This window comes from Streptomyces sp. NBC_00162, from assembly GCF_024611995.1.
In the GTDB taxonomy this organism is placed as follows: Bacteria; Actinomycetota; Actinomycetes; order Streptomycetales; family Streptomycetaceae; genus Streptomyces.
Window position 1 is genome coordinate 124,699 of the sequence record NZ_CP102509.1, and the last position, 17,230, is coordinate 141,928.

The 17,230-nt window shown below is 69.0% G+C and carries 17 protein-coding genes and 3 pseudogenes; 11 read left to right on the forward strand and 9 right to left on the reverse strand.

Annotation, left to right across the window (positions count from 1 at the left end):
* Positions 1-213 precede the first annotated feature (213 nt).
* Both JIW86_RS00675 and JIW86_RS41415 read left to right on the forward strand, forming a co-directional pair.
* Positions 214-513, forward strand: a pseudogene (locus JIW86_RS00675) (lasso peptide biosynthesis B2 protein); the annotation flags it as partial.
* Between the two features lie 45 nt (positions 514-558).
* Positions 559-2,523: an ABC transporter ATP-binding protein gene (locus JIW86_RS41415; protein WP_263862056.1), complete on the forward strand. Its 1,965-nt coding sequence runs from the start codon at positions 559-561 to the stop codon at positions 2,521-2,523.
* 335 nt (positions 2,524-2,858) lie between these two features.
* Here the strand turns inward: JIW86_RS41415 and JIW86_RS00690 are convergent, their stop codons facing one another.
* Both JIW86_RS00690 and JIW86_RS00695 read right to left on the reverse strand, forming a co-directional pair.
* Positions 2,859-3,539 carry a class I SAM-dependent methyltransferase gene (locus JIW86_RS00690; protein WP_257552018.1) on the reverse strand — a complete coding sequence of 227 codons (681 nt, stop codon included), beginning with the start codon at positions 3,537-3,539 and terminating at the stop codon, positions 2,859-2,861.
* A gap of 152 nt (positions 3,540-3,691) precedes the next feature.
* Positions 3,692-4,453, reverse strand: a complete 762-nt coding sequence (locus JIW86_RS00695; RefSeq protein ID WP_257552019.1) for an ATP-binding protein — start codon at positions 4,451-4,453, stop codon at positions 3,692-3,694.
* Between the two features lie 233 nt (positions 4,454-4,686).
* Between JIW86_RS00695 and JIW86_RS00700 the strand changes: the two genes are divergently transcribed.
* Positions 4,687-5,988, forward strand: a complete 1,302-nt coding sequence (locus tag JIW86_RS00700) for an XRE family transcriptional regulator (RefSeq protein WP_257552020.1) — start codon at positions 4,687-4,689, stop codon at positions 5,986-5,988.
* Positions 5,985-6,542, forward strand: a complete 558-nt coding sequence (locus JIW86_RS00705; protein ID WP_257552021.1) for a GNAT family N-acetyltransferase — start codon at positions 5,985-5,987, stop codon at positions 6,540-6,542. The genes JIW86_RS00700 and JIW86_RS00705 overlap by 4 nt, the downstream gene beginning before the upstream one ends.
* Before the next feature lie 589 nt (positions 6,543-7,131).
* On the opposite strand, the gene JIW86_RS00710 is transcribed toward JIW86_RS00705, so the two are convergent.
* Positions 7,132-7,614 (reverse strand): hypothetical protein, encoded by a 483-nt coding sequence (locus JIW86_RS00710; protein ID WP_257552022.1) that lies wholly within the window; start codon positions 7,612-7,614, stop codon positions 7,132-7,134.
* A 57-nt stretch (positions 7,615-7,671) separates the two neighbouring features.
* Here JIW86_RS00710 and JIW86_RS00715 point away from each other — a divergent pair, with 57 nt between their 5' ends.
* From JIW86_RS00715 to JIW86_RS00735, 7 genes and pseudogenes are all read left to right on the forward strand, one after another.
* Entirely contained in the window at positions 7,672-7,869 is a 198-nt protein-coding gene (locus JIW86_RS00715; protein ID WP_257552023.1) for a hypothetical protein, read from the forward strand.
* Positions 7,870-8,968: 1,099 nt separating this feature from the next.
* Positions 8,969-9,187, forward strand: a pseudogene (locus JIW86_RS41905) (helix-turn-helix domain-containing protein); the annotation flags it as partial.
* A 1,192-nt stretch (positions 9,188-10,379) separates the two neighbouring features.
* Positions 10,380-11,119 (forward strand): annotated as a pseudogene (locus JIW86_RS41910) (IclR family transcriptional regulator domain-containing protein); the annotation flags it as partial.
* Between the two features lie 875 nt (positions 11,120-11,994).
* Positions 11,995-12,756, forward strand: coding sequence for a GntR family transcriptional regulator (locus tag JIW86_RS00725; RefSeq protein WP_257552024.1), 762 nt, complete (start codon positions 11,995-11,997; stop codon positions 12,754-12,756).
* Positions 12,757-13,077: 321 nt separating this feature from the next.
* Positions 13,078-13,638 (forward strand): helix-turn-helix domain-containing protein, encoded by a 561-nt coding sequence (locus JIW86_RS41915; protein WP_416237502.1) that lies wholly within the window; start codon positions 13,078-13,080, stop codon positions 13,636-13,638.
* A 257-nt stretch (positions 13,639-13,895) separates the two neighbouring features.
* Positions 13,896-14,624, forward strand: coding sequence for a hypothetical protein (locus JIW86_RS00730; protein WP_257552025.1), 729 nt, complete (start codon positions 13,896-13,898; stop codon positions 14,622-14,624).
* 23 nt (positions 14,625-14,647) lie between these two features.
* Positions 14,648-14,821 carry a hypothetical protein gene (locus tag JIW86_RS00735; RefSeq protein WP_257552026.1) on the forward strand — a complete coding sequence of 58 codons (174 nt, stop codon included), beginning with the start codon at positions 14,648-14,650 and terminating at the stop codon, positions 14,819-14,821.
* A gap of 58 nt (positions 14,822-14,879) precedes the next feature.
* Here JIW86_RS00735 and JIW86_RS00740 read toward each other — a convergent pair whose 3' ends face one another.
* From JIW86_RS00740 to JIW86_RS00765, 6 genes are all read right to left on the reverse strand, one after another.
* Entirely contained in the window at positions 14,880-15,521 is a 642-nt protein-coding gene (locus JIW86_RS00740; RefSeq protein ID WP_257552027.1) for a DUF4352 domain-containing protein, read from the reverse strand.
* A gap of 261 nt (positions 15,522-15,782) precedes the next feature.
* Entirely contained in the window at positions 15,783-15,971 is a 189-nt protein-coding gene (locus JIW86_RS00745) for a hypothetical protein (RefSeq protein ID WP_257552028.1), read from the reverse strand.
* A complete protein-coding gene (locus JIW86_RS00750) occupies positions 15,968-16,216 on the reverse strand; it encodes a PRTRC system protein C (protein WP_257552029.1) in 249 nt (82 codons plus the stop codon). The genes JIW86_RS00745 and JIW86_RS00750 overlap by 4 nt, the downstream gene beginning before the upstream one ends.
* A gap of 29 nt (positions 16,217-16,245) precedes the next feature.
* Positions 16,246-16,482 (reverse strand): hypothetical protein, encoded by a 237-nt coding sequence (locus JIW86_RS00755; protein ID WP_257552030.1) that lies wholly within the window; start codon positions 16,480-16,482, stop codon positions 16,246-16,248.
* A gap of 44 nt (positions 16,483-16,526) precedes the next feature.
* Positions 16,527-16,736 (reverse strand): hypothetical protein, encoded by a 210-nt coding sequence (locus JIW86_RS00760; RefSeq protein ID WP_257552031.1) that lies wholly within the window; start codon positions 16,734-16,736, stop codon positions 16,527-16,529.
* Between the two features lie 23 nt (positions 16,737-16,759).
* Positions 16,760-17,044: a DUF6233 domain-containing protein gene (locus tag JIW86_RS00765; protein WP_257552032.1), complete on the reverse strand. Its 285-nt coding sequence runs from the start codon at positions 17,042-17,044 to the stop codon at positions 16,760-16,762.
* Between the last annotated feature and the right edge of the window lie 186 nt (positions 17,045-17,230).

Below are 17,230 nucleotides of genomic sequence, written 5' to 3' on the forward strand. Positions count from 1 at the left end.
CCGACCTCACCCGCGTCGCCGCCGACCTCGACCGCCTCCGCGCCGGACGCCCCGTCCACCGCACCCCACCCGGGCCACCCCCGACGGTCCGCTTCGCCCCCACCGCCCGCCCCGCCTTCCGAGACTGGGCCGCCGCCTCCATCGGCCTGACCGCGCCCCTGCTGCTCCTGCGGCTCCTGCCGATCCGGCACGTCGTCACCGTCGCCCTCGCCGCGGCCCGACTACCCGGCCGCCCGCGTCCACGACGCCGAAGCCGCCCTCGCCGCCGTCCGCGCCGTCGGGACCTGGTGGCCCGGCCGCGTCGCCTGCCTGGAGGAGTCCCTCGCCGTCCACCTGGCCGCTGCACTCACCGGCCGCCCGGTCCGGTGGGTCCTGGGGGCGCGGTTCGTGCCGCGCGGCGCCCACGCCTGGGTCGTCGCCGACGGGCACGTGATCGGGCAGGACGAGAACGACCGCGTCTGGCCCTACCTGCCCGTTCTCACCACCGAGCGATTCGAACGCGCGATGGACTAGGGGTAGTTGCGTATCCACCCGTATGGGTGAAGCGTTGCGGGAGGTGTGACAGAAACACAGCCCCGCACCCCGACCGCCCCGCACCCCCGCATCCCCTTCGGGGAGCGGCTCGGCAACCGCCTCCGCCGCCGCCGACGGCCGGGCCCCGAACCGCTCACCGCGTGGACGCTCGGCAGCGAACGCCACGAGGACCACACCGACGGCCTGGTCACGATGGCCCGTACGCTGCCCCGCCTGGCCCGCATCGCCCTGGCTTTGGCCTGGCAGGCCGACCGCACTGCACTTCTGCGCCTGCTCGGCCTGCAACTCGCCGTCGGCGCGCTGACGGCCGCCGCCCTCCACCTCACCCGGACCGCGCTCGCGGCCCTGTTCGCGGCGGGCGCCCCTCTGGAGCGGCTCGACCGCGCCGAACTCGCCCTCCTGGCCCTGGCCGCCGTCGCGGCCGCCCGCTCCCTGGCCTCCGCCGGGACCGTCGCCACGACCGCCCGCCTCGGGCCCGCCGTCGACAGCCGCGCCGAACTCGCCTACCTTGAGGCCGCCACCCGCGTCCCCCTCGCCGCCTACGACGACCCCTCCTGGTGTGACCACGGGGAGGCCGCCAACCGCGCCGCCAAGGACGCCCACACGGTCCTCGGATCCCTCGTCGCTGTCACCAGTGCCGCCCTCGGCATCACCGCCGCCGCCAGCATCCTGACCACCCTCGACCCGCTGCTGCTGCCCCTGCTGCTCCTGGCCGTCCTGCCCCGAGCCTGGGCCGCCGCCCGCGCCGCCCAAGCCACCCACCGCGGCGACCGGCACGCCGTCGGCGACCGCCGAACCCGCCACATCCTCATGTACCTCGCCGCCAGCCGCAGCACCGCCCTCGACGTCCGCGCCGGCACCATGCGGCCCTGGCTCCTCGACCAGTACCAGACCGTCAGCCGCCGCCTGGAGGACCACACCGCCCTCATCGGCGCCGACAACGCCCGCCGTCAACTCGTCGGCGACACCCTTGCCGGCGCCGCCGCCCTCGTCGTCTACGGCGCCCTGCTGTGGCTCACCGTCCACGGCAGGATCCCCACCGCCGACGCCGCGACCGCCCTCATCGCCGTCCAGACCAGCCGCGCGCTCCTGACCGGCATGGCCACCGGCCTGACCACCACCTATCGCATGGGCCTCTACCTCAACGACTGGGCCACCTTCCTCACCGATGCCAAGGCCCGCACGACCCTCCCGGCCGACCCCGCACCGGTTCCCGCGAACCCCGCCGTCATCCGCGCCGACCGCGTCACCTTCGCGTACGAGGGTGCTGCCACCCCCGTCCTCACCGACATCTCCCTCACCGTCCGCCGCGGGGAGATCCTCGCCATCGTCGGCCACAACGGCGCCGGCAAGTCCACCCTGGCCAAACTTCTGGCCGGTCTCTACGCGCCCACCAGCGGCACCATCACCTGGGACACGACCGACCTCACCACTGTCGACCCCGACGAGCTCTTCTCCCGCCTCGCGATGCTGCCCCAGGACATCGCCCGCTGGCAGGCCACCATCCGCGAGAACATCACCCTCGGCCAAGGCGACCAGAGCGATGACGCCGTTCTCGCCGCAGCCCACGCCGGAGGCGCCACCGAGGTCATCGAATCACTCCCCGATGGCCTCGACACCCACATTCGCCCCTCCCAGTCCGGCGGCCGGGACCTCTCCGGCGGTCAATGGCAGCGGATCGCCGCAGCCCGCGCCTACGCCCGCAAGGACGCACCCCTGCTGATCTGCGACGAACCCACCAGCGCCCTCGACCCACGAGCCGAACAGGCCGCCTACGACCGCATCCGCGAACTCGCCGCCGACCGAACCGTCATCCTCATCACCCACCGCCTCGGCTCCACCCAGCACGCCGACCGCATCATCGTCCTCGACCACGGAGGCGTCCTCGAAGAAGGCACCCACAACAGCCTCCTGGCCGCGGACGGCGAGTACGCCGCAATGTGGACCACCCAGGCCCGCGCATACAGTCCCACCCCTACCAGCGTCTGACCTTGCCACCCCGGGTCTGGGTCGAGCACGATCTGAGCCGGGCCCTGATGACCGTACGGCCGTGGCGAGTTCCGCGCGAGCCCCCGCTCCGGCGGGGGCCAACTGCCCCGTAGTCCAGGTCCCACGCCGCTACGTCTGCTGGGCACCGGGCTCATCGTCACCCAGCGCAGAAGGGCCGGACGGCCCCTCCTGCGCGTGAATAGGCCACTGAACTCCCCCTTTGGGGCGCTGCGATACAGGTGACCGGGAACTGTGCCCGGGGCGAACAAGGGACTGCTCTCTTGGAATCGCCCCCGGCCTGGTCTGTCCGGCACCGAGCAAGGAGGCGGAACTTGTCAGCCCTGCGGGCCGCGCAGCGCAAGGCCGGTCACGGAACCGCTCGGGTTCACGTCCCAGCGTTCGGCGTCCTTCCAACCCGCTCGGATCTCCTCGATTACCGCCTCCGGATATCCCGCGAATGCCTTCTCTGGCGGCTGCCTCTCCATCACCTGCACCACCAGGTAAAAGCACCCGGTGCCCGGACGCAGCCAGCCACAGACGTTCTCCAGAAACCGCTCGGGCTCCAGGTACGGCATGGTCAGGCGGCAGGCCACCACGTCGACGCTGCCCGGCTCAAGACCGGGTGGCACCGCCTCGGTGAGGAAGTCGTGGACAGCGAAGTCCAGTCGCTTGCTCCAGTGCCTGTCTCGCGCTGCCGCGATGGCGACGCTGGACCAATCGTAGCCGGTGACGGTCATGCCCGTCCGGGCCATCGCCGCGGCCAGCGTGCCCCGCCCGCACCCCACGTCAATCGCGATCTGTCCGCGCTCGGGGCCCACGTGCCGACGGAACGAGTCCAGCTCGAACCGGGTCTGCGGCAGGGACTCCTGCGGTCGGCCGTAGAAGCGGTCCCAATAACGGATCTTGCGTCTCCCGTCTGCCGCGTCCTGCGGAATTCGGCTGCCGACACCACGGTCGAGACCTCGCTGATCCCGCGCACCATCCGGAGAGCGGGGCTCGGATTCAGGGGTGATCACGTCGAATACCTTTCTGCGGGAGTTCGGACCGAAGAGCTGACCGGGCTCGTCACCGGTGCGGACTCATGCGGGTGCAGTGCGTGGTCAGGCACGGCATCCTCGAGTTCGAGAACCGGTAGCGGACAGAGACGACGAACGGCATGCGGTCCGTCTCAGTGACGGTCACAAGCTCTTCTGGTTCGCCAGGGGCTGCCAAGAACGCACGCCGACCGGCTGGGCCTACGGTCGCGCCCGCTCTGGCGACAGCTCGGAGTACGGGCGACAGAGCGATGGTCTTCGTGGTGGTGGAGGCCGGCCAGACGTGTGCGTCCGCACTGGCGGAACAGCCACAGCACGCCCTTACCGGGCTCGAGGGCCGGCCGCTTCAGGCAGTACGCGCACAACCGCCAATCGGCAGCCCCCTCCGTACCTCGGGGTTGGACTGGAATGACACACCAGGCGGTTCGGCTGCCCAGCGAGAAACCCCAGCGCCCGCCCAGTTCTGCTGTGATCAGCTCTACGATCAGCAGACCTCTGCCGCTCTCCGCCTCCGGGGGGACGTCGCTCGCCTGCGGCTGTCCACGGCCCTCGTCCTTCACGAGCAGATGGAGCTGTCCTCTGGCGTACAGCTGGGTAACGGTCACGCACCGCCGCTCGCCGCTCCCCCAGCCCGCGTGCTCGACGGCGTTCGTCACCAACTCACTGACGATCGCCACCGCCGGGTCACAGAAGGCCGACAGCCCGAGGTAACGCAGCCTGGCGGCCACGATGCGCCGGATGTGCCCGACTCGCATGGCGTCGACAGCGGGTACTGGGTCGCCGGCCAAGTGGCCCTCGACCTCGAAAGAGGTCGCCATCAGGTCGACGGGGGTCCGGTGGATCGCGGCTGTCCGTCCTGCCGCCTGAGTCAGCGGCCGGGCAATCTTCTGCGCCATGACCTGAAACCTGTCCGATTGGTAGGGAGCACGGGTGCGGCAGAGGGCTTCGCCTTGATGGCGCGGTCTGTCCCCTCGACTGGCGCCCGTGCGCGGCTCATCGAGCCATAGCAAGAGGTAACGCCCAACTTCACACAGAGGACAGGCAATTCCGCGTGGGAATGCCCGCACAGAACCGGTAATTTTTACCTTCGAGGAGTCACTGAACGGATCGAGGCAGTTACGGTGTGCCTATGACGGAGAACGTCCTCCTCGCGTCGTACATGGAAGCCGCGGGACTCAAACAAGCCGAGCTGGCACAGCGGTTGAACGCCCACATTGAGTGCCTCACGAACAAGCCTGGATCGCTGCAAGACCGGCACATCCGGAACTGGCTGACCGGAAAAACTCGCTGGCCACAGGAGAGACAGCGCAGGGCGCTGGAGGCAGAATTCGAGGTCAGCGCCGAGCAGCTCGGGTTCATCCGACCAGCACGACACGACAGAACTGAGGGCCCGGCGACACCACCAGCACAACCGGAGGATCCAGTGGAGCGACGTGGCTTCACCACGGCGGCTGTCGGGATCGCGGCTCTTGCGCTGCTGCCCGTACCCGCGGCGGCATCACGTCCGCGCGTCGGTATGAGGAACTTGAACGAGTTGGAATTGGCGTTCAATCAACTCGTCGCGGCAGACAACCTCGCCGGTGGCACGGTCAAGCTTGAGACTCGCGCTCTCGCTTTCGCCCATCACGCCATGGAACGCCTGGCGGTCGGCACCATGAGTGAGCGGGTGAAGGACCGGCTCTACTTCTTGGCAGCGGCGTTCACCGGGACGGCGCTGTGGGCAGCGGTCGACGATCACGCACCCGGCCGAGCCAAGGGCCATCTTGAGCGGGCACTCCACCTCGCCAGGCTGTCTCGGAATCCGGAGATCGAACTCCGCCTATGGGGACATGCCGCGCTTCTCGCAGCGCAGCGACCGGGTGGCCTGCGGGAGGCCATGGACGCCGCGCAGGTCGCCCGACGCTCGACTGCCTGCCGCCGAGATCCGCTTCTTGGCTCCTTCGCGTCTGCTCGCCTCGCTGGCGTGCAAGCCCAATCCGGTGACCACCAGGGTTCCCTTCGCTCTCTGGAGCACGCGCGCACAGCCTTCGACCGAGCAGACCCTGGCGCGCAGCGGCCGGCGTGGATCGGCTTCTACGACACCGCGGAGCTGGATGGCCTCTCCGCCCTCGTGATGGCACGCATCGGCCGCCACGCAGAGGCGGAGGCGTACCTTCACCGCACTCTTGGGGGACTCCGCACGGGCTACGTCCGCAATCGCAGGTACTACACACTCAATCTTGCCCTGGCTCAGCTCCACCAAGGAGAGGCCGACCAAGCGTGTGCGACGGCTCTGGGTGTTCTCCCCGAGCAGGCCAGTGATTCACTGACCGGACGCACGGGCCGCCTGCTGGACAGGTTCGACAAGGACCTTGTCAAGGTGGCCCCGCGCTCGCACTGCACGTCCGACTGGACGGCCCGTTATCTGACGAACAGGGGACAACGACCGTGACCGTCGTGTTCAGCCAGGCCACCGCCGAGCACCTGCCCGCTATCCGTGAGGAGATCCTGAGCATTCACCAGGAGGTCCGGCACAGGGACTTCAGCCTGACCACTGACTTCCAGTCCGTTGAGCGATTCGACGAGCGTCTCAGCGCATACTCGTCGCGGCCGGGCTGGACTGCCGTGATCGGCCACGAGGACGGAGAGGCTGTCGGGTTTTGCTTCGGGGTTCCCCTCGGGCCCGAGACGAAGTGGTGGTCGACGATGACCGAACCCCTGCCCGGAGAGTTCACAAGGGAGGATGGTCAGCGGACTGTCGCCCTCAATGAGATCGTCGTCCGCAAGCCGTGGCGCGGAAGCGGCGTCGCCTGGCAGCTTCATGAGGCCTGGCTGGCTCCCAGGACCGAGCAACGCGTAACGCTGCTGGTGAATCCCGCCTCAGGCAACGGTGCCGTCCAGGCCGTGTACGAGGCATGGGGCTACCGCACAGTCGGCCTTCAGCAGCCCTTCCCCGACTCCCCAAAGTACGCCGCGATGATCCGCCCCCTCCGTCAGCAGCCGTGATCAGGGCCAGCCGTCACCGTTCGTACGTAACCGACCTTGCTCGACCGGAGAGGGGCTACTGGACGACGAGAGAGGGGCATGACGCCATAGCGTGGACCCGTTGGCGGCGAACGGAGATCCGGTGGCCTCGATACGGTGCATCTTCTGTGCAGACCCGATCACGTCGGCCGAACGGTATGCGGTGATCACCTCGCAAGGGCACCGCGCACACGCGCAGTGCGCGGGCACCGAGCACACCATCATCACCCCACCGCCCGCGCCTGTCCGGCCTACGCCGCTCCCCAACATCGACCGCGAGTTCTGGGTCCTCTGCGAAGAGCGGATCTCGCCCCAACTGATCACCCGGTCCAACCTCGGCCACCCACTGCACACCCGGTGCCACCGCGTCTGGAAGGGGTATACACGCGACCCGGAGAAAGCAGCCGAGCACAGGCGAACGATCGACGAGAGGAAGCAGAAGCGTCGAGGGTGAGTCGCTTACCCGCGCTCAGCCGGCCAGGTACAACGCTCAGCGGCTTCCCAATGGAGAAGTCAAGCCTCGGCGCTCTGTGGGGACGCGTAGGCCCATGCCCTTGGGGGCTGAGGTTGATCAGCGGGTCGGGATCGAAGCGAGACCAAGCTCCCACTGGTCAGCCGCTTCAAGGAGTGCAGCCGTATCCAGCCGTACCTCCACGACAAACTGGTAGACATCTGCTCCGTTGTCGCCCTGCTGCCACGGGGGTGCCGCTTCCAAGGACAGGTGGACCCGAAGCACCACCCAACCCTCGGTTCGGTCGGCGAGGCTGAAGGCCAAGACTGGCTCGATGAACCACGTGTCCGGGGACAGCTCACCTTCGGCACCGAGCCCGGTCACAGCCACCTTCCCCGCTGCCGCCGCGCGTAGCCACACTGCTACTTCACGTGCTTCACCGGTCAGCAGGCACGGATCGGCAAAGGACCAGGTGCCCTCGGAGGTTGCCACCGAGCCACTGATGACCAGCCAGTTGTCGTCGTACGGGTTGGCCCCGGCTCGGGGGAATTGATAGCCCAGCGGGCGGAGCTCGACACGGTTTGCGGGATCGTTCAAAAGCACTGACACACAATGCCACGGGCTGTCCCGGAGCTGTTCAGTGCGGGTCCGATAAGCAGAGTGGTGCCGTGGCAGCTCAACGGCGCCGATCTCGCCGCCGTGGCCACCGAATGGCCCGAATGTCAGCAGGCCAGCCCCCAAGCCCTTGTCGACCGTCCCGCCGACCCTCTGCTCGTCTACTGCCGCACCACCCTCGACCCCGAGCCCTGGCGCGCGACGGGCTGGACCGTCCACCAGCTCGGACGACCCGGGAAGTAGAACCGGGGCATGAGCACTGCCCGCACGGGGGCTGTGGCCCGCCGCCCGTGGCGGCGATGCCCGCGAGCGCTGAGCGCGCAACATTCCACGGGAGGGCGGTGGTGCGCCCCCTTAGGCACCCTGGAAGTCGCACACGCTGACGGTCGTGGCGAGATTCATCCGATCGTGTGAAGTTATCCGTTTGGCTGGACTCGCACCCTCGGATGACGGCACCGACGCTCCGTAAAGAGTGCAGGTCAGGAGTGTTTTGTAGTGGCCTGGGCGGCTCTCGGTCGGGTTCCGTGGTGTACGCAGGTACGGACGTGCCATCGGCTCCGCATATGCCGATTTCATCTTGTGTACGCACGCCGCTATTTGCGACCGAGAAGTCCTGGCGCGCGCGGAGCGCGCGACGGCGCATTGGCGTGACTGCCGGTCCGCTGAGCGGCACGTCAGCGGCTGGCCTGCGAAGGCTCAGACCATATGACGTTTAGTCATCAACCTTTTGCAGAACGGAGTTGGCGTTCAGAGTCTTTCGGGGCCGGAAGTCGCTCCAGCCGGGGGCCGGTAGCATCATCGGCGTGGCCCCTCTCCAGGTCATCGGCTCCCCGACGGCGGGGGTGCCACCCCCGGGGAGGAGGTGATGGCGTTGGAAACCGACCCCCCTGAGAAGGGCGGTCGGATGAGGCGACTCTCGAAGATCGGCAAGCCGATCCTCACCTGGCTCGTGTTCCAGGTTCTTGCGTCTTTGTGGCGCAGGTTCTTCGACGGAACTCAGTAGCTGGTCGGGGCCCCTGCTGACGCAGGAGCCCCGACGGGAGCCCGCGGATTCCACCGCATCGGCCCTGCACCCTCGGCGGCCTACCAACCAAAAGAGGGTGTGGGGCTGCCACATGTGCCTTCGGGGCTGCGTGGCGGCCGTGACCGCCACGGCTGGCCCCTAGCACATAGGGCTCCGCTGTCACCAACTTCGCCTATTCAGGCTCAGGGCGCCAGCCGGTTGACCTCTAATTTTACATCAGTGCAGGTGAAGATGCGCTTTGTCGCCTCGAGTTCACCGTGAGACTGGCCGCATTCGGGTTCATAAAGTGACCCAACCGCATGTGAGGGGAGACAGGTGATGGCTCGGGGGCTCACCGACTTCGATCCGAGGGCACTGCAGGAGCTGCGGTGGCGGTACGCAGGTGAGAGCGGACGCAAGGGCCTGACAGCAACCGAACTCGCCTCCCGTACCGGAGCGACGAAAGCGCAGATCGTCGCCTACGAGAACGGCAGGACAGTCCCCGACCCCAAACGGGTGGCCGCCCTGGCCATGGCACTCGGTGTCCCCCCGACCGCGCTGATGCACGCCGAACGACGCAGGACATGGACAGTCGCCGACCTCAGGCGCGCCTCCGCCCTGACGGCCGCCGCGGCCGGAAGCGGCCTGGGCGTGACGGCGAAGGTGTGGCGCCGGTTCGAGCAGCAAGGGATCGTGCCCCCACACAAAGCAGCATTCCTGGACCGGGTCACCCGGCTCTTCGGTGTGGAGATCACGGTTCTGGACCGGGCCATCGACAAGATCCCCGCGGTGAGCGAGCGCCGCGAGCGGGTCGCCGAGCTCGTACGCGCACTCGTCGAGCGGTACGTCCACAACGACGAGACGTGGGGGCTGCCCGCCAAGGACCCCTTCGTGGAAGAGATCGCCATTCTTTACGGGCGCAGCACCGGGCGGATGCGGGCGGTCCTGGGGTATGAGCTGGCGCAGTTGCGGCAGCTGGCCGTGCTGATCCAGCGGGAAGTCGTGGTCGCACGGTACGACACCAGCGTGAGCCGCCAGCGGCGGGCGACCAAGACGGTCGGGCAGCAAGGCCGGCGCTTCGACCGGACCCTGACTGTCATCCCAGGGCGGCTGGAGCGCTTCCACAGGATGGAGCAGCCCTCCGACGTATGGCAGCTCCTCGTCGATCTTTACGACGTGCACGAGGCGACGGACGAAGGACCGTGGACCCCGCTGTGGCTGCTGGCCGGTCAGGAGACCACCCGGCATCTTCCCGATTCCTTGGTACGCACCCAGCAGTTCCGGGATGTGACAGCGGTGCGGCTGACCACCCGGGGCCTCTCCCACGTCCGCGGCTACCAGCACCTGTACGCGGCATTACATCCCGCGGTGCGCCGGCCGCGCGCGTCGCGGGAGCATGGGGCGGGTGCAGCCGGGGGCGTATGCCGGCCGAGCGCACGTTCACCCTGCCCGGGCTCACCGAGCGGTTCGCCGTGCCGCGCCCCGCCCTGCAGCAACTCCTGGAGGAAGCCGACCTGCACGGGGTTGGCGAGCACCCCTGTCGGAAAGCACCGTGCTGGTCCTCGGGCCCTCCAACCCGGGTACCTCCTCGCGCCCCCGGCCACGGGCCGAGACCGCCGTCGCAGGCACGTGCCGCCTTCCCGAACCGGCCCCAGCCGACGAGAGCACGGTCGCGGAAGTACCTGTGCCGCGGGACTGGAGGGTGTTCCAGCTGCAGCACCCCGATGCCGCAGAGGCCGTGCACAAGGCCCTGACCGCGGGATCGCAGAACCACGCGCTCGACAAGGCCCGTCTCGCCCACCAGGTCATCCGCTTCCTCGAACAGCATCCGGTCGGCGTCCAGGACAAGCAGATCGCAACTGCCGTCGAACTGCCTGCATCCGCGCTGGCGCCCGTCCTGGCGATGCTGTGCGAAGAGGAGTTCGCGATCGTCGTGGCCTCGCACATCTACGCCCCTGGCCCGGCACTGGACCGGCTGTCCTCCCCCGGCGGCCTGTCCCGCCAGCTCCAGCACACCCTCGACCTCGCCCGCGACACAGTCGGCGCCGCCGTCTATCTGTCCCGCTACGTCGACGGCGAAGTCGTGATCACACAGGTCGCGGACGGGCCGCTCGCCCCGCGAGTGAACGAATGGGTTGACTTCCGCACCGCCGCCCACGCCAGCGCCGTCGGCAAGTGCCTCCTCACCCAGCTCCCCCTCGAACAGCGCGCCGACCACCTCGCCCGGTACGGCACCGCCCCCCTGACCCGCCGCACCATCACCGACCACAACCTCCTCAACCACACCCTGGACGGCATCCCCCCGGCCAGCCCGTCTACGACCTTCGCGAGTACGCCCCCAAGGTCGTCTGCGGAGCAGTCGCGGCCAGCACCGACCAAGAAGCCGGCAGCCTCGCCCTGTCCATGCCCTCACACAACGCCCGCCGCCTCAAAGCAGCCACCGAAGCCCTCGCCCGCAAGGTCGTGCCCGTCCTGCTGGCGCTCCTCATCTCCGGCTCCCTGCCCCCAACCGCCCCCACCGACGACAACCCCGACGACACCGAACCCGCCAGCAACACCATCACCACCGCCGGCCTGCGCCAACTGCGCGCCGTCTTCCGCACCCCGCTGACCAACACCAGGGCCATCACCCGCGTCGCCCACAGCACCCAGCCCGGACCCCACCTCGCGGCCGACAGCACAGGCACCGCCCTCTACCTCTTCGAGGCCGCCACACACTCCCTCGGCGAGCACCACCTCACCCTCCCCCGCACCTACACCACTCACCCCGCCCTCACCACAACCGGCTTCAGCACCACAGCCGACCGCACCTGGCACGGCCACACCACACCCGACCGACTCCTCATCTGGGACAGCCAGTCCGCCGCATAACCCCACAACTGAGCAACCAGCGCACTCGCTTCAAATCACAGCTGCTACCGCGCCCCAGGCCTCAAGAACGAAGCCCGACCCAAGAGAACCTGCTCGGGCTTCTTCGTACGCGGCCCCGTCGGCCACGAACACCACGGCCCGGACAGTCCGGGTCTGCAACGCTGCCCATGCCGCGGGACGCGGGGGCCGTTGGCTGGGCTGAAGTTCCTGTGGTCAGTCGTCGAGGAAGCGGGTGCCTGAGAGGCATCGCCGACAACACCACCCGGCACCCCCTCACCTGATGCATCGTCCAGTTCGAGGAGGACTCGCGGCGCGGTGGGGTCTGGTGCGCGGCGCGACCTGGGCAGCGGAGTTCAGTGGTTCAGTGCGGCGGCTGGTGATCTGCCGGCCGGTTTCGCATCGGTGGCCCTGCGTCCGGCATTCGCCAAGAACCCTACAAACAACCATGGTTAATGTGCTGTACTGGTTCCACAACAAGACAGGGAGGGGTTCACATGCCGTTGCAGCAATGGCGCGAGCTGGCCGACCGCCTGGCGGAGCGCATCGAGTCGGATGAGTTTCCGCCCGGATCAAAGATGCCGACCACCGTGGAGTTGATGGCTGACGGAGAGTCAAAGCCATCCATTGAGCGGGCATACCGGGAACTCGTCGACCGCGGTCTTGTTGTGCGCAAGCCACGGATCGGAACAGTTGTTCGCAACCGCTCTCGCGTGCGCGTCCCGTTGAGCCGCTACGGTTCCGTGCTGCGCCCGGGCGGGGACAAGGGGCCGTGGGAGACGGCAACGGCCTCAGTGGGTCTGGACGGCAGTGTCGTTCCCTTGTCTGTGGAGCGCGTCACCGCTACGGCCACGATTGGCGCGCTGCTCGGAGTCGAACCCGGCTCTCCTGTTGTTCGCCGCAGCCGGCATGCCGTGATCGACGGTGATGTGGTGCAGGTCCAGGACGCCTACTATCCGGCCGAACTGGCCGCCGCATCGGGCCTCGACACACCGGGCAAGGTCATCGGCGGTGTGTTCGGCGCCATGACCGCGGCTGGGCTGGATCCCCAGACGGCCGACGAGACGGTCACAGCACGGCCACCAACCAAGTCCGAGGCATCGGAGCTTGGCATCGGGGAGCGGGTACCGGTCCTGTGTATCGAGCGCGTGGTGCGCAGCCGGAGCGGCCAAGTCCTCGAAGCCCTTCGGGTGGTGGGCGCTGCCGACCGCCTGGAGCTGCACTACGGGGGGCTGCCGCTGGCCGGCAACGTGCCGTAGCGGCCGGCGGAACCTCACCGGTGAGTCACTGGCTGAGCCGTCGCCCAGTTGTGATGCCACACGGGGCACACCGGTGAGCAGGACGGTGATCCCGGTGCCGTTGTGTAGGGCGTGACGACTCGCCCGTACCGAACGAGCCCCGCCACGGGTGGCGGGGCTCGCAGGTCCTCGTACAGGCCTGGACCGCCTGCGCGGGGAAGAGCACCCAGTTGCTGAACTGAGAGGTGCGCTGAGCCATGAGCTTATGCGGAACCATCCCGAGGGCGCCACAGGCACCCTCCCACGACACCACCGGGTTCATCCTGGATGTGGTGGTGCGCCATGGCACTTGAGCCAATCCTGTGGGCCTTGCATGACAGCCCCGTGAACAGCACGACGGACCGGATGCTGCTGGCCGGCCTGGCAGAGAAAGCCGATCCCGACGGCACCAACGCCTTCCCGTCGCGGCGGACGCTCGCCCGGATCGCGCTGTGCGACGTCAAGACGGTACAGCGGCGTCTGGCCTCCCTCGCCGAGCGGGGCGTGATCACGCTGGGAGACCAGGCCGCCGCCCGGTACATCCCCGCGCACGCCCGCCCCAAGGTCTACGACCTGCAAATCCCGGCAGCCTGGTACGGGCCGGAACGGCTGGCACGGGTGAACGAAGACCGCGCACACCGTGGTCTGCCGCCCCTGACACAGCAGACCCGCCCGGCACTGTCGCCGGCCCCGCCGCGGACAGAGCGCAGCGACAAGGGCAAGCCACGCCAGACAGGAGGGGACTCTCAGTCCCCTCCCCCACAACACCCCTACTCGGAGGGGAGGGGGGACTGTCAGTCCCGGGGTAGGGGGGACTGTGAATCCCGGCAGGGGGACTGTCAGTCCCCCAACCCTCTCCTTTAACCCTCCCCGTCAAAGAAACCCCGATAGCGCCTGCGGCGCGTAGCGCCGATGACGCCCGCAGGGCTACTGCAGGTAGTAGCGCGCGGAAGGCCGGCGGCTGCGCCGCGCCCACAGGCGCTGGCGCGCCCACCCCGGCAGCCAAGTCGAGGAAGACGGCCCGCGAGCGGATGCCTCAGGGACAGGCAGACTCGGTCAGGGCCGTGGACGCGGCATGGCCGCACGAGCTGGCAGCCCTGCTGCCGCCCCACCGTCCAGCCGTGCTGCGTCAGGCGATCCTGCAAGCCCTGGACGGCGGACGGACGCCACAGCAGCTCCTCGAGCGGATCCAGCGCCGATGGTGGACCCACGGCTACGCCCGCGCCCTGACCGAAGGAGAGCTATCCTCCCCCGTCGGGGTCGCAGTGGGCCTGGTGCGCCCGTCCACGGACTGCCCGGACCCGATGTGCGAGGACGGCACAACCCTGCACCTGGGCAACCCATGCCCCAAATGTGTGGAGCGCCGAGCGGACCGCCGCCAAGGCCGAATTCCCGCACAACGGCAGGAAGACCCGCGGCCCGAGTGGTGGGAGTGCGCGGGCGAGGACTGCTCGGCAGCCGGCAAAGGGCCACGGCCTGACGACAGGTTGTGCTGGCAGTGCCGGGACCGGGCAGAGCTGGCTGAGGTCCAGCGCGCGACGGCAGGTTTGATGGCCGAAGCCGAAGCAGCGCAGGAAGCAGAACGCCTACGACAGGCAATCCGGTGGCAGCGCATGCTCGATGACGCCTACACCCAATACGCCGAACAAACCCGCACCGACCAGGACCAAGCCGAAGCCGAACACCTTGCCGCCGCTGATGCCGAGGAAGTACGCCGGCTGCGGGAACAACTCCTGCGCGAACACCCTGAGCTCGCGGCCTACACCCAGCAACACACATCACCAGCGCCCGCGTCGAGCACCGCCCCGGGCCGTTCCGCAGCCTGTCCGAGGAGCAGCAGCGGTTCATAGGGAAGGTCGCACGCGGCGCTGCCGTGCGCATCGAGCAGGTACTCGACCTCGCCGACAGACGCCGACAGTTGGGCGCCGCCAACACCTGCCAGTGCGGCGGCACCATCGAGGTCTACGGCGGCGCCGGCGCAACCCCGTGCGCGCACTGCACCAGCTGCGGGGCGCTGTGGACGGAGGCCGGAGTGATCGCAGCCTGAACGCGACTGCGCCCCACCCCCGTCGGCCGGGAGGTGGGGCGCAGCGTTGGCGGAGCGTTCAGGACAACTCGGCGCGGGTGCTGTCCCCGAGCAGCCCGTCCGTGTACGTCACCGTCCTGGGCGTGAACGCGCCCTTCCCGGTGATCACGCCGGTGACGTTCTCGCCCGGTGCCAGCTCGACCGTGTCGATCTGGTTCTTGTCGACGGCGAGTTCGGCTACGTGCTTGGTGCCGTTGGTGTCTGTAATCGCGAAGTACAGCGGGTTCACGCTGATCGGCTTCGACGAGTTATTCGTGACCGTGACGGACACGCTCGTGTAGTCGCTGCCCTGCGCAAGGATGGTCTTCTCGAACTCCGCCTTCTTCGCGACGACTGCCACCGCAGCCTTCTTCTCCGGCTTCGCCGACGGCGCAGCCTCCGGGGCCTTCCCCGGTGCCGAGGTTGCAGCGGCCGGCGCCTTGGTGTCCTTCGTCGCCGTGTCGGGCTTCTCGCCGCCGGAGAGCGCCCCGACGATGACGAGGAGCGCGACGAAGCCGAGGATGGAGAACCCCACGATCTTCCCGGTGTTGGACTTCTTCGGCGCGGGCGGCGGCGGCGGGTAGCCATACCCGGGGTGCGGCGGCTGGCCGGGCGGCGGGTAGCCGTGTCCGGGCGGGGGCTGCTGGCCAGGCTGGCCGGGCGGCGGGAACGGCTGAGACATGGGACCCCCACGGGAAGCGGTGCGAATCAGGTCACCGTATGGGCACATGCGCGTGCATGTGCGGTGGTGTCCTAACCGTGACAATCGAAGGTTCAACCATCGCCGCGCCCGCCCATCACCTCGGGAGGGACCGGCGTTCCCTTATCCGGAATCACTCCTGTCACATGCCTACCGGCCCGCACGAGCCCTGCATAAGGTGTGGCTCCGGACCATCCCGGGCACGTCGCCCTCCCGGCTCCCCACGGGAGGGTTGCCGCGCGCCTACGCCGCCGGTAGCCGCATGCCGATCAGGGCCTGAAGATCGAGGGCGGCAGCCCGCAAGCTGCCCTGAGCCTCGTCGGCCAGTTCGCCGAGGACGGCCATCACCGCGCCAGCCTCGCCGCGGGTGAGGAGCGCAAGCCGGTCGCCGGGCTGCTGCATGAGGCCGTCATAGTCCACGCCGGAGGTCACGACTGCGACCTGGACGCGTCCGTGAGGTGCGGGTAGGTGTCGGGATACTCGTCCCGTACCTGCTCCAACGACATCGAGTCCCAGTCCATGCGAACTTGCTCGCCAGCGAGGGGGAAGTGAGGGCAGAAGACGCCGTCCCACTGCTCATTGAAGTGCTGATGGCCGATCTCTTCGTCGCTGAACGACGGCTGTCCGCAGCTGCGGCAGAGAGTGATCGGCCCGGCGTAGTCCTTGATGAAGGTCATGCCCGACCAACGTAAGCGCGTCCTTCTGGTCACGGCTCCTCGTCGGCCTCGTACTGATGCGGCTGCTCGCCCTGCCACGCGATCGCAGGGGAATCCCCGAGGACCATGTCCTCCGGGTCGGGCAGGTCGATTCGCCGCAGGAACTCGATCAGGTCAGCGTCGCTATGCGCCAGGCCGAGGACGGTGTCCACGCCGTGCACGCGGATCGTTACCCGCCGGCCACCCGACGGGGAGATCCGGTGCACGAGGATCGGCGCACGGTCCATGCCTCCAGCCTGCCGTCGACGCCCCGGCCGGGCAGCAGGAGCGGTCACTCGCCCCAATCCTCCGGACCTCCGCCGAGCCACCGGATCGGGGGCCAGCCCTCCGCCGTCTCCAGGCCGGCCGCACGGAGCAGCTCCACCACGCCAGGGAAGGAATGCGCGACGCCCAGGGCCCGGTCTTCGGCATGCACGTGCGCCACGACAGCCCGACCGTCTCCGGCGAGCGGGTGGACGACGATGTACACGCTGTCGGCCATACCTCCAGGGTGCGGCGGGCCGGTCAGTCCAGCACGCCGAGCGCCGTGTCCGGCCGGCAGTGCATGCACGCCTCGATGCCGTCCGCGAGGGCGCGGCGCGCGGTGTCCCGGTCGGCGGGCTCGCAGCGGGACCGGGTGTCCCAGCAGTCCCCGGCGTGGACACGGACCGGGGCCCGGCCGACGCCTATGCCGTGCTCGATCAGCCAGGGCGGCGGCGGGGGCGGGGGCCGACGCGCGGCCTCGGCTGCGAGTCGCTGCTCTTCGGCGGCGATCCAGCCGTCCGTCCGTGCCAGGTCGCGCTCCTGCATCCGCCTGAGGAACTGGAGGAGCTGGGGGCGGGAAGGCTGGACATCGGACGCATGTTCGGATCTACGCTCAGCGGGAACCCTCGCCCGCCCCCGGCTCCCAGAGGTGACTGACGACCTCGCGACGATCGGCACCACACGCCGTGCACTGCATGCGGGCCGACGTCACACCGCCCTCCGCCGAGAACT

Excerpts from the sequence above, each read along its gene's own strand:
- JIW86_RS00760 (WP_257552031.1), bottom strand. The coding sequence starts at position 16,736 with ATGGCCGACAGCGTGTACATCGTCGTCCACCCGCTCGCCGGAGACGGT.
- JIW86_RS00740 (WP_257552027.1), bottom strand. The coding sequence starts at position 15,521 with ATGTCTCAGCCGTTCCCGCCGCCCGGCCAGCCTGGCCAGCAGCCCCCG.
- JIW86_RS00725 (WP_257552024.1), top strand. The coding sequence starts at position 11,995 with ATGCCGTTGCAGCAATGGCGCGAGCTGGCCGACCGCCTGGCGGAGCGC.
- JIW86_RS00700 (WP_257552020.1), top strand. The coding sequence starts at position 4,687 with ATGACGGAGAACGTCCTCCTCGCGTCGTACATGGAAGCCGCGGGACTC.
- JIW86_RS00695 (WP_257552019.1), bottom strand. The coding sequence starts at position 4,453 with ATGGCGCAGAAGATTGCCCGGCCGCTGACTCAGGCGGCAGGACGGACA.
- JIW86_RS00765 (WP_257552032.1), bottom strand. The coding sequence starts at position 17,044 with ATGCAGGAGCGCGACCTGGCACGGACGGACGGCTGGATCGCCGCCGAA.
- JIW86_RS00750 (WP_257552029.1), bottom strand. The coding sequence starts at position 16,216 with ATGACCTTCATCAAGGACTACGCCGGGCCGATCACTCTCTGCCGCAGC.
- JIW86_RS00755 (WP_257552030.1), bottom strand. The coding sequence starts at position 16,482 with ATGGACCGTGCGCCGATCCTCGTGCACCGGATCTCCCCGTCGGGTGGC.
- JIW86_RS41915 (WP_416237502.1), top strand. The coding sequence starts at position 13,078 with ATGGCACTTGAGCCAATCCTGTGGGCCTTGCATGACAGCCCCGTGAAC.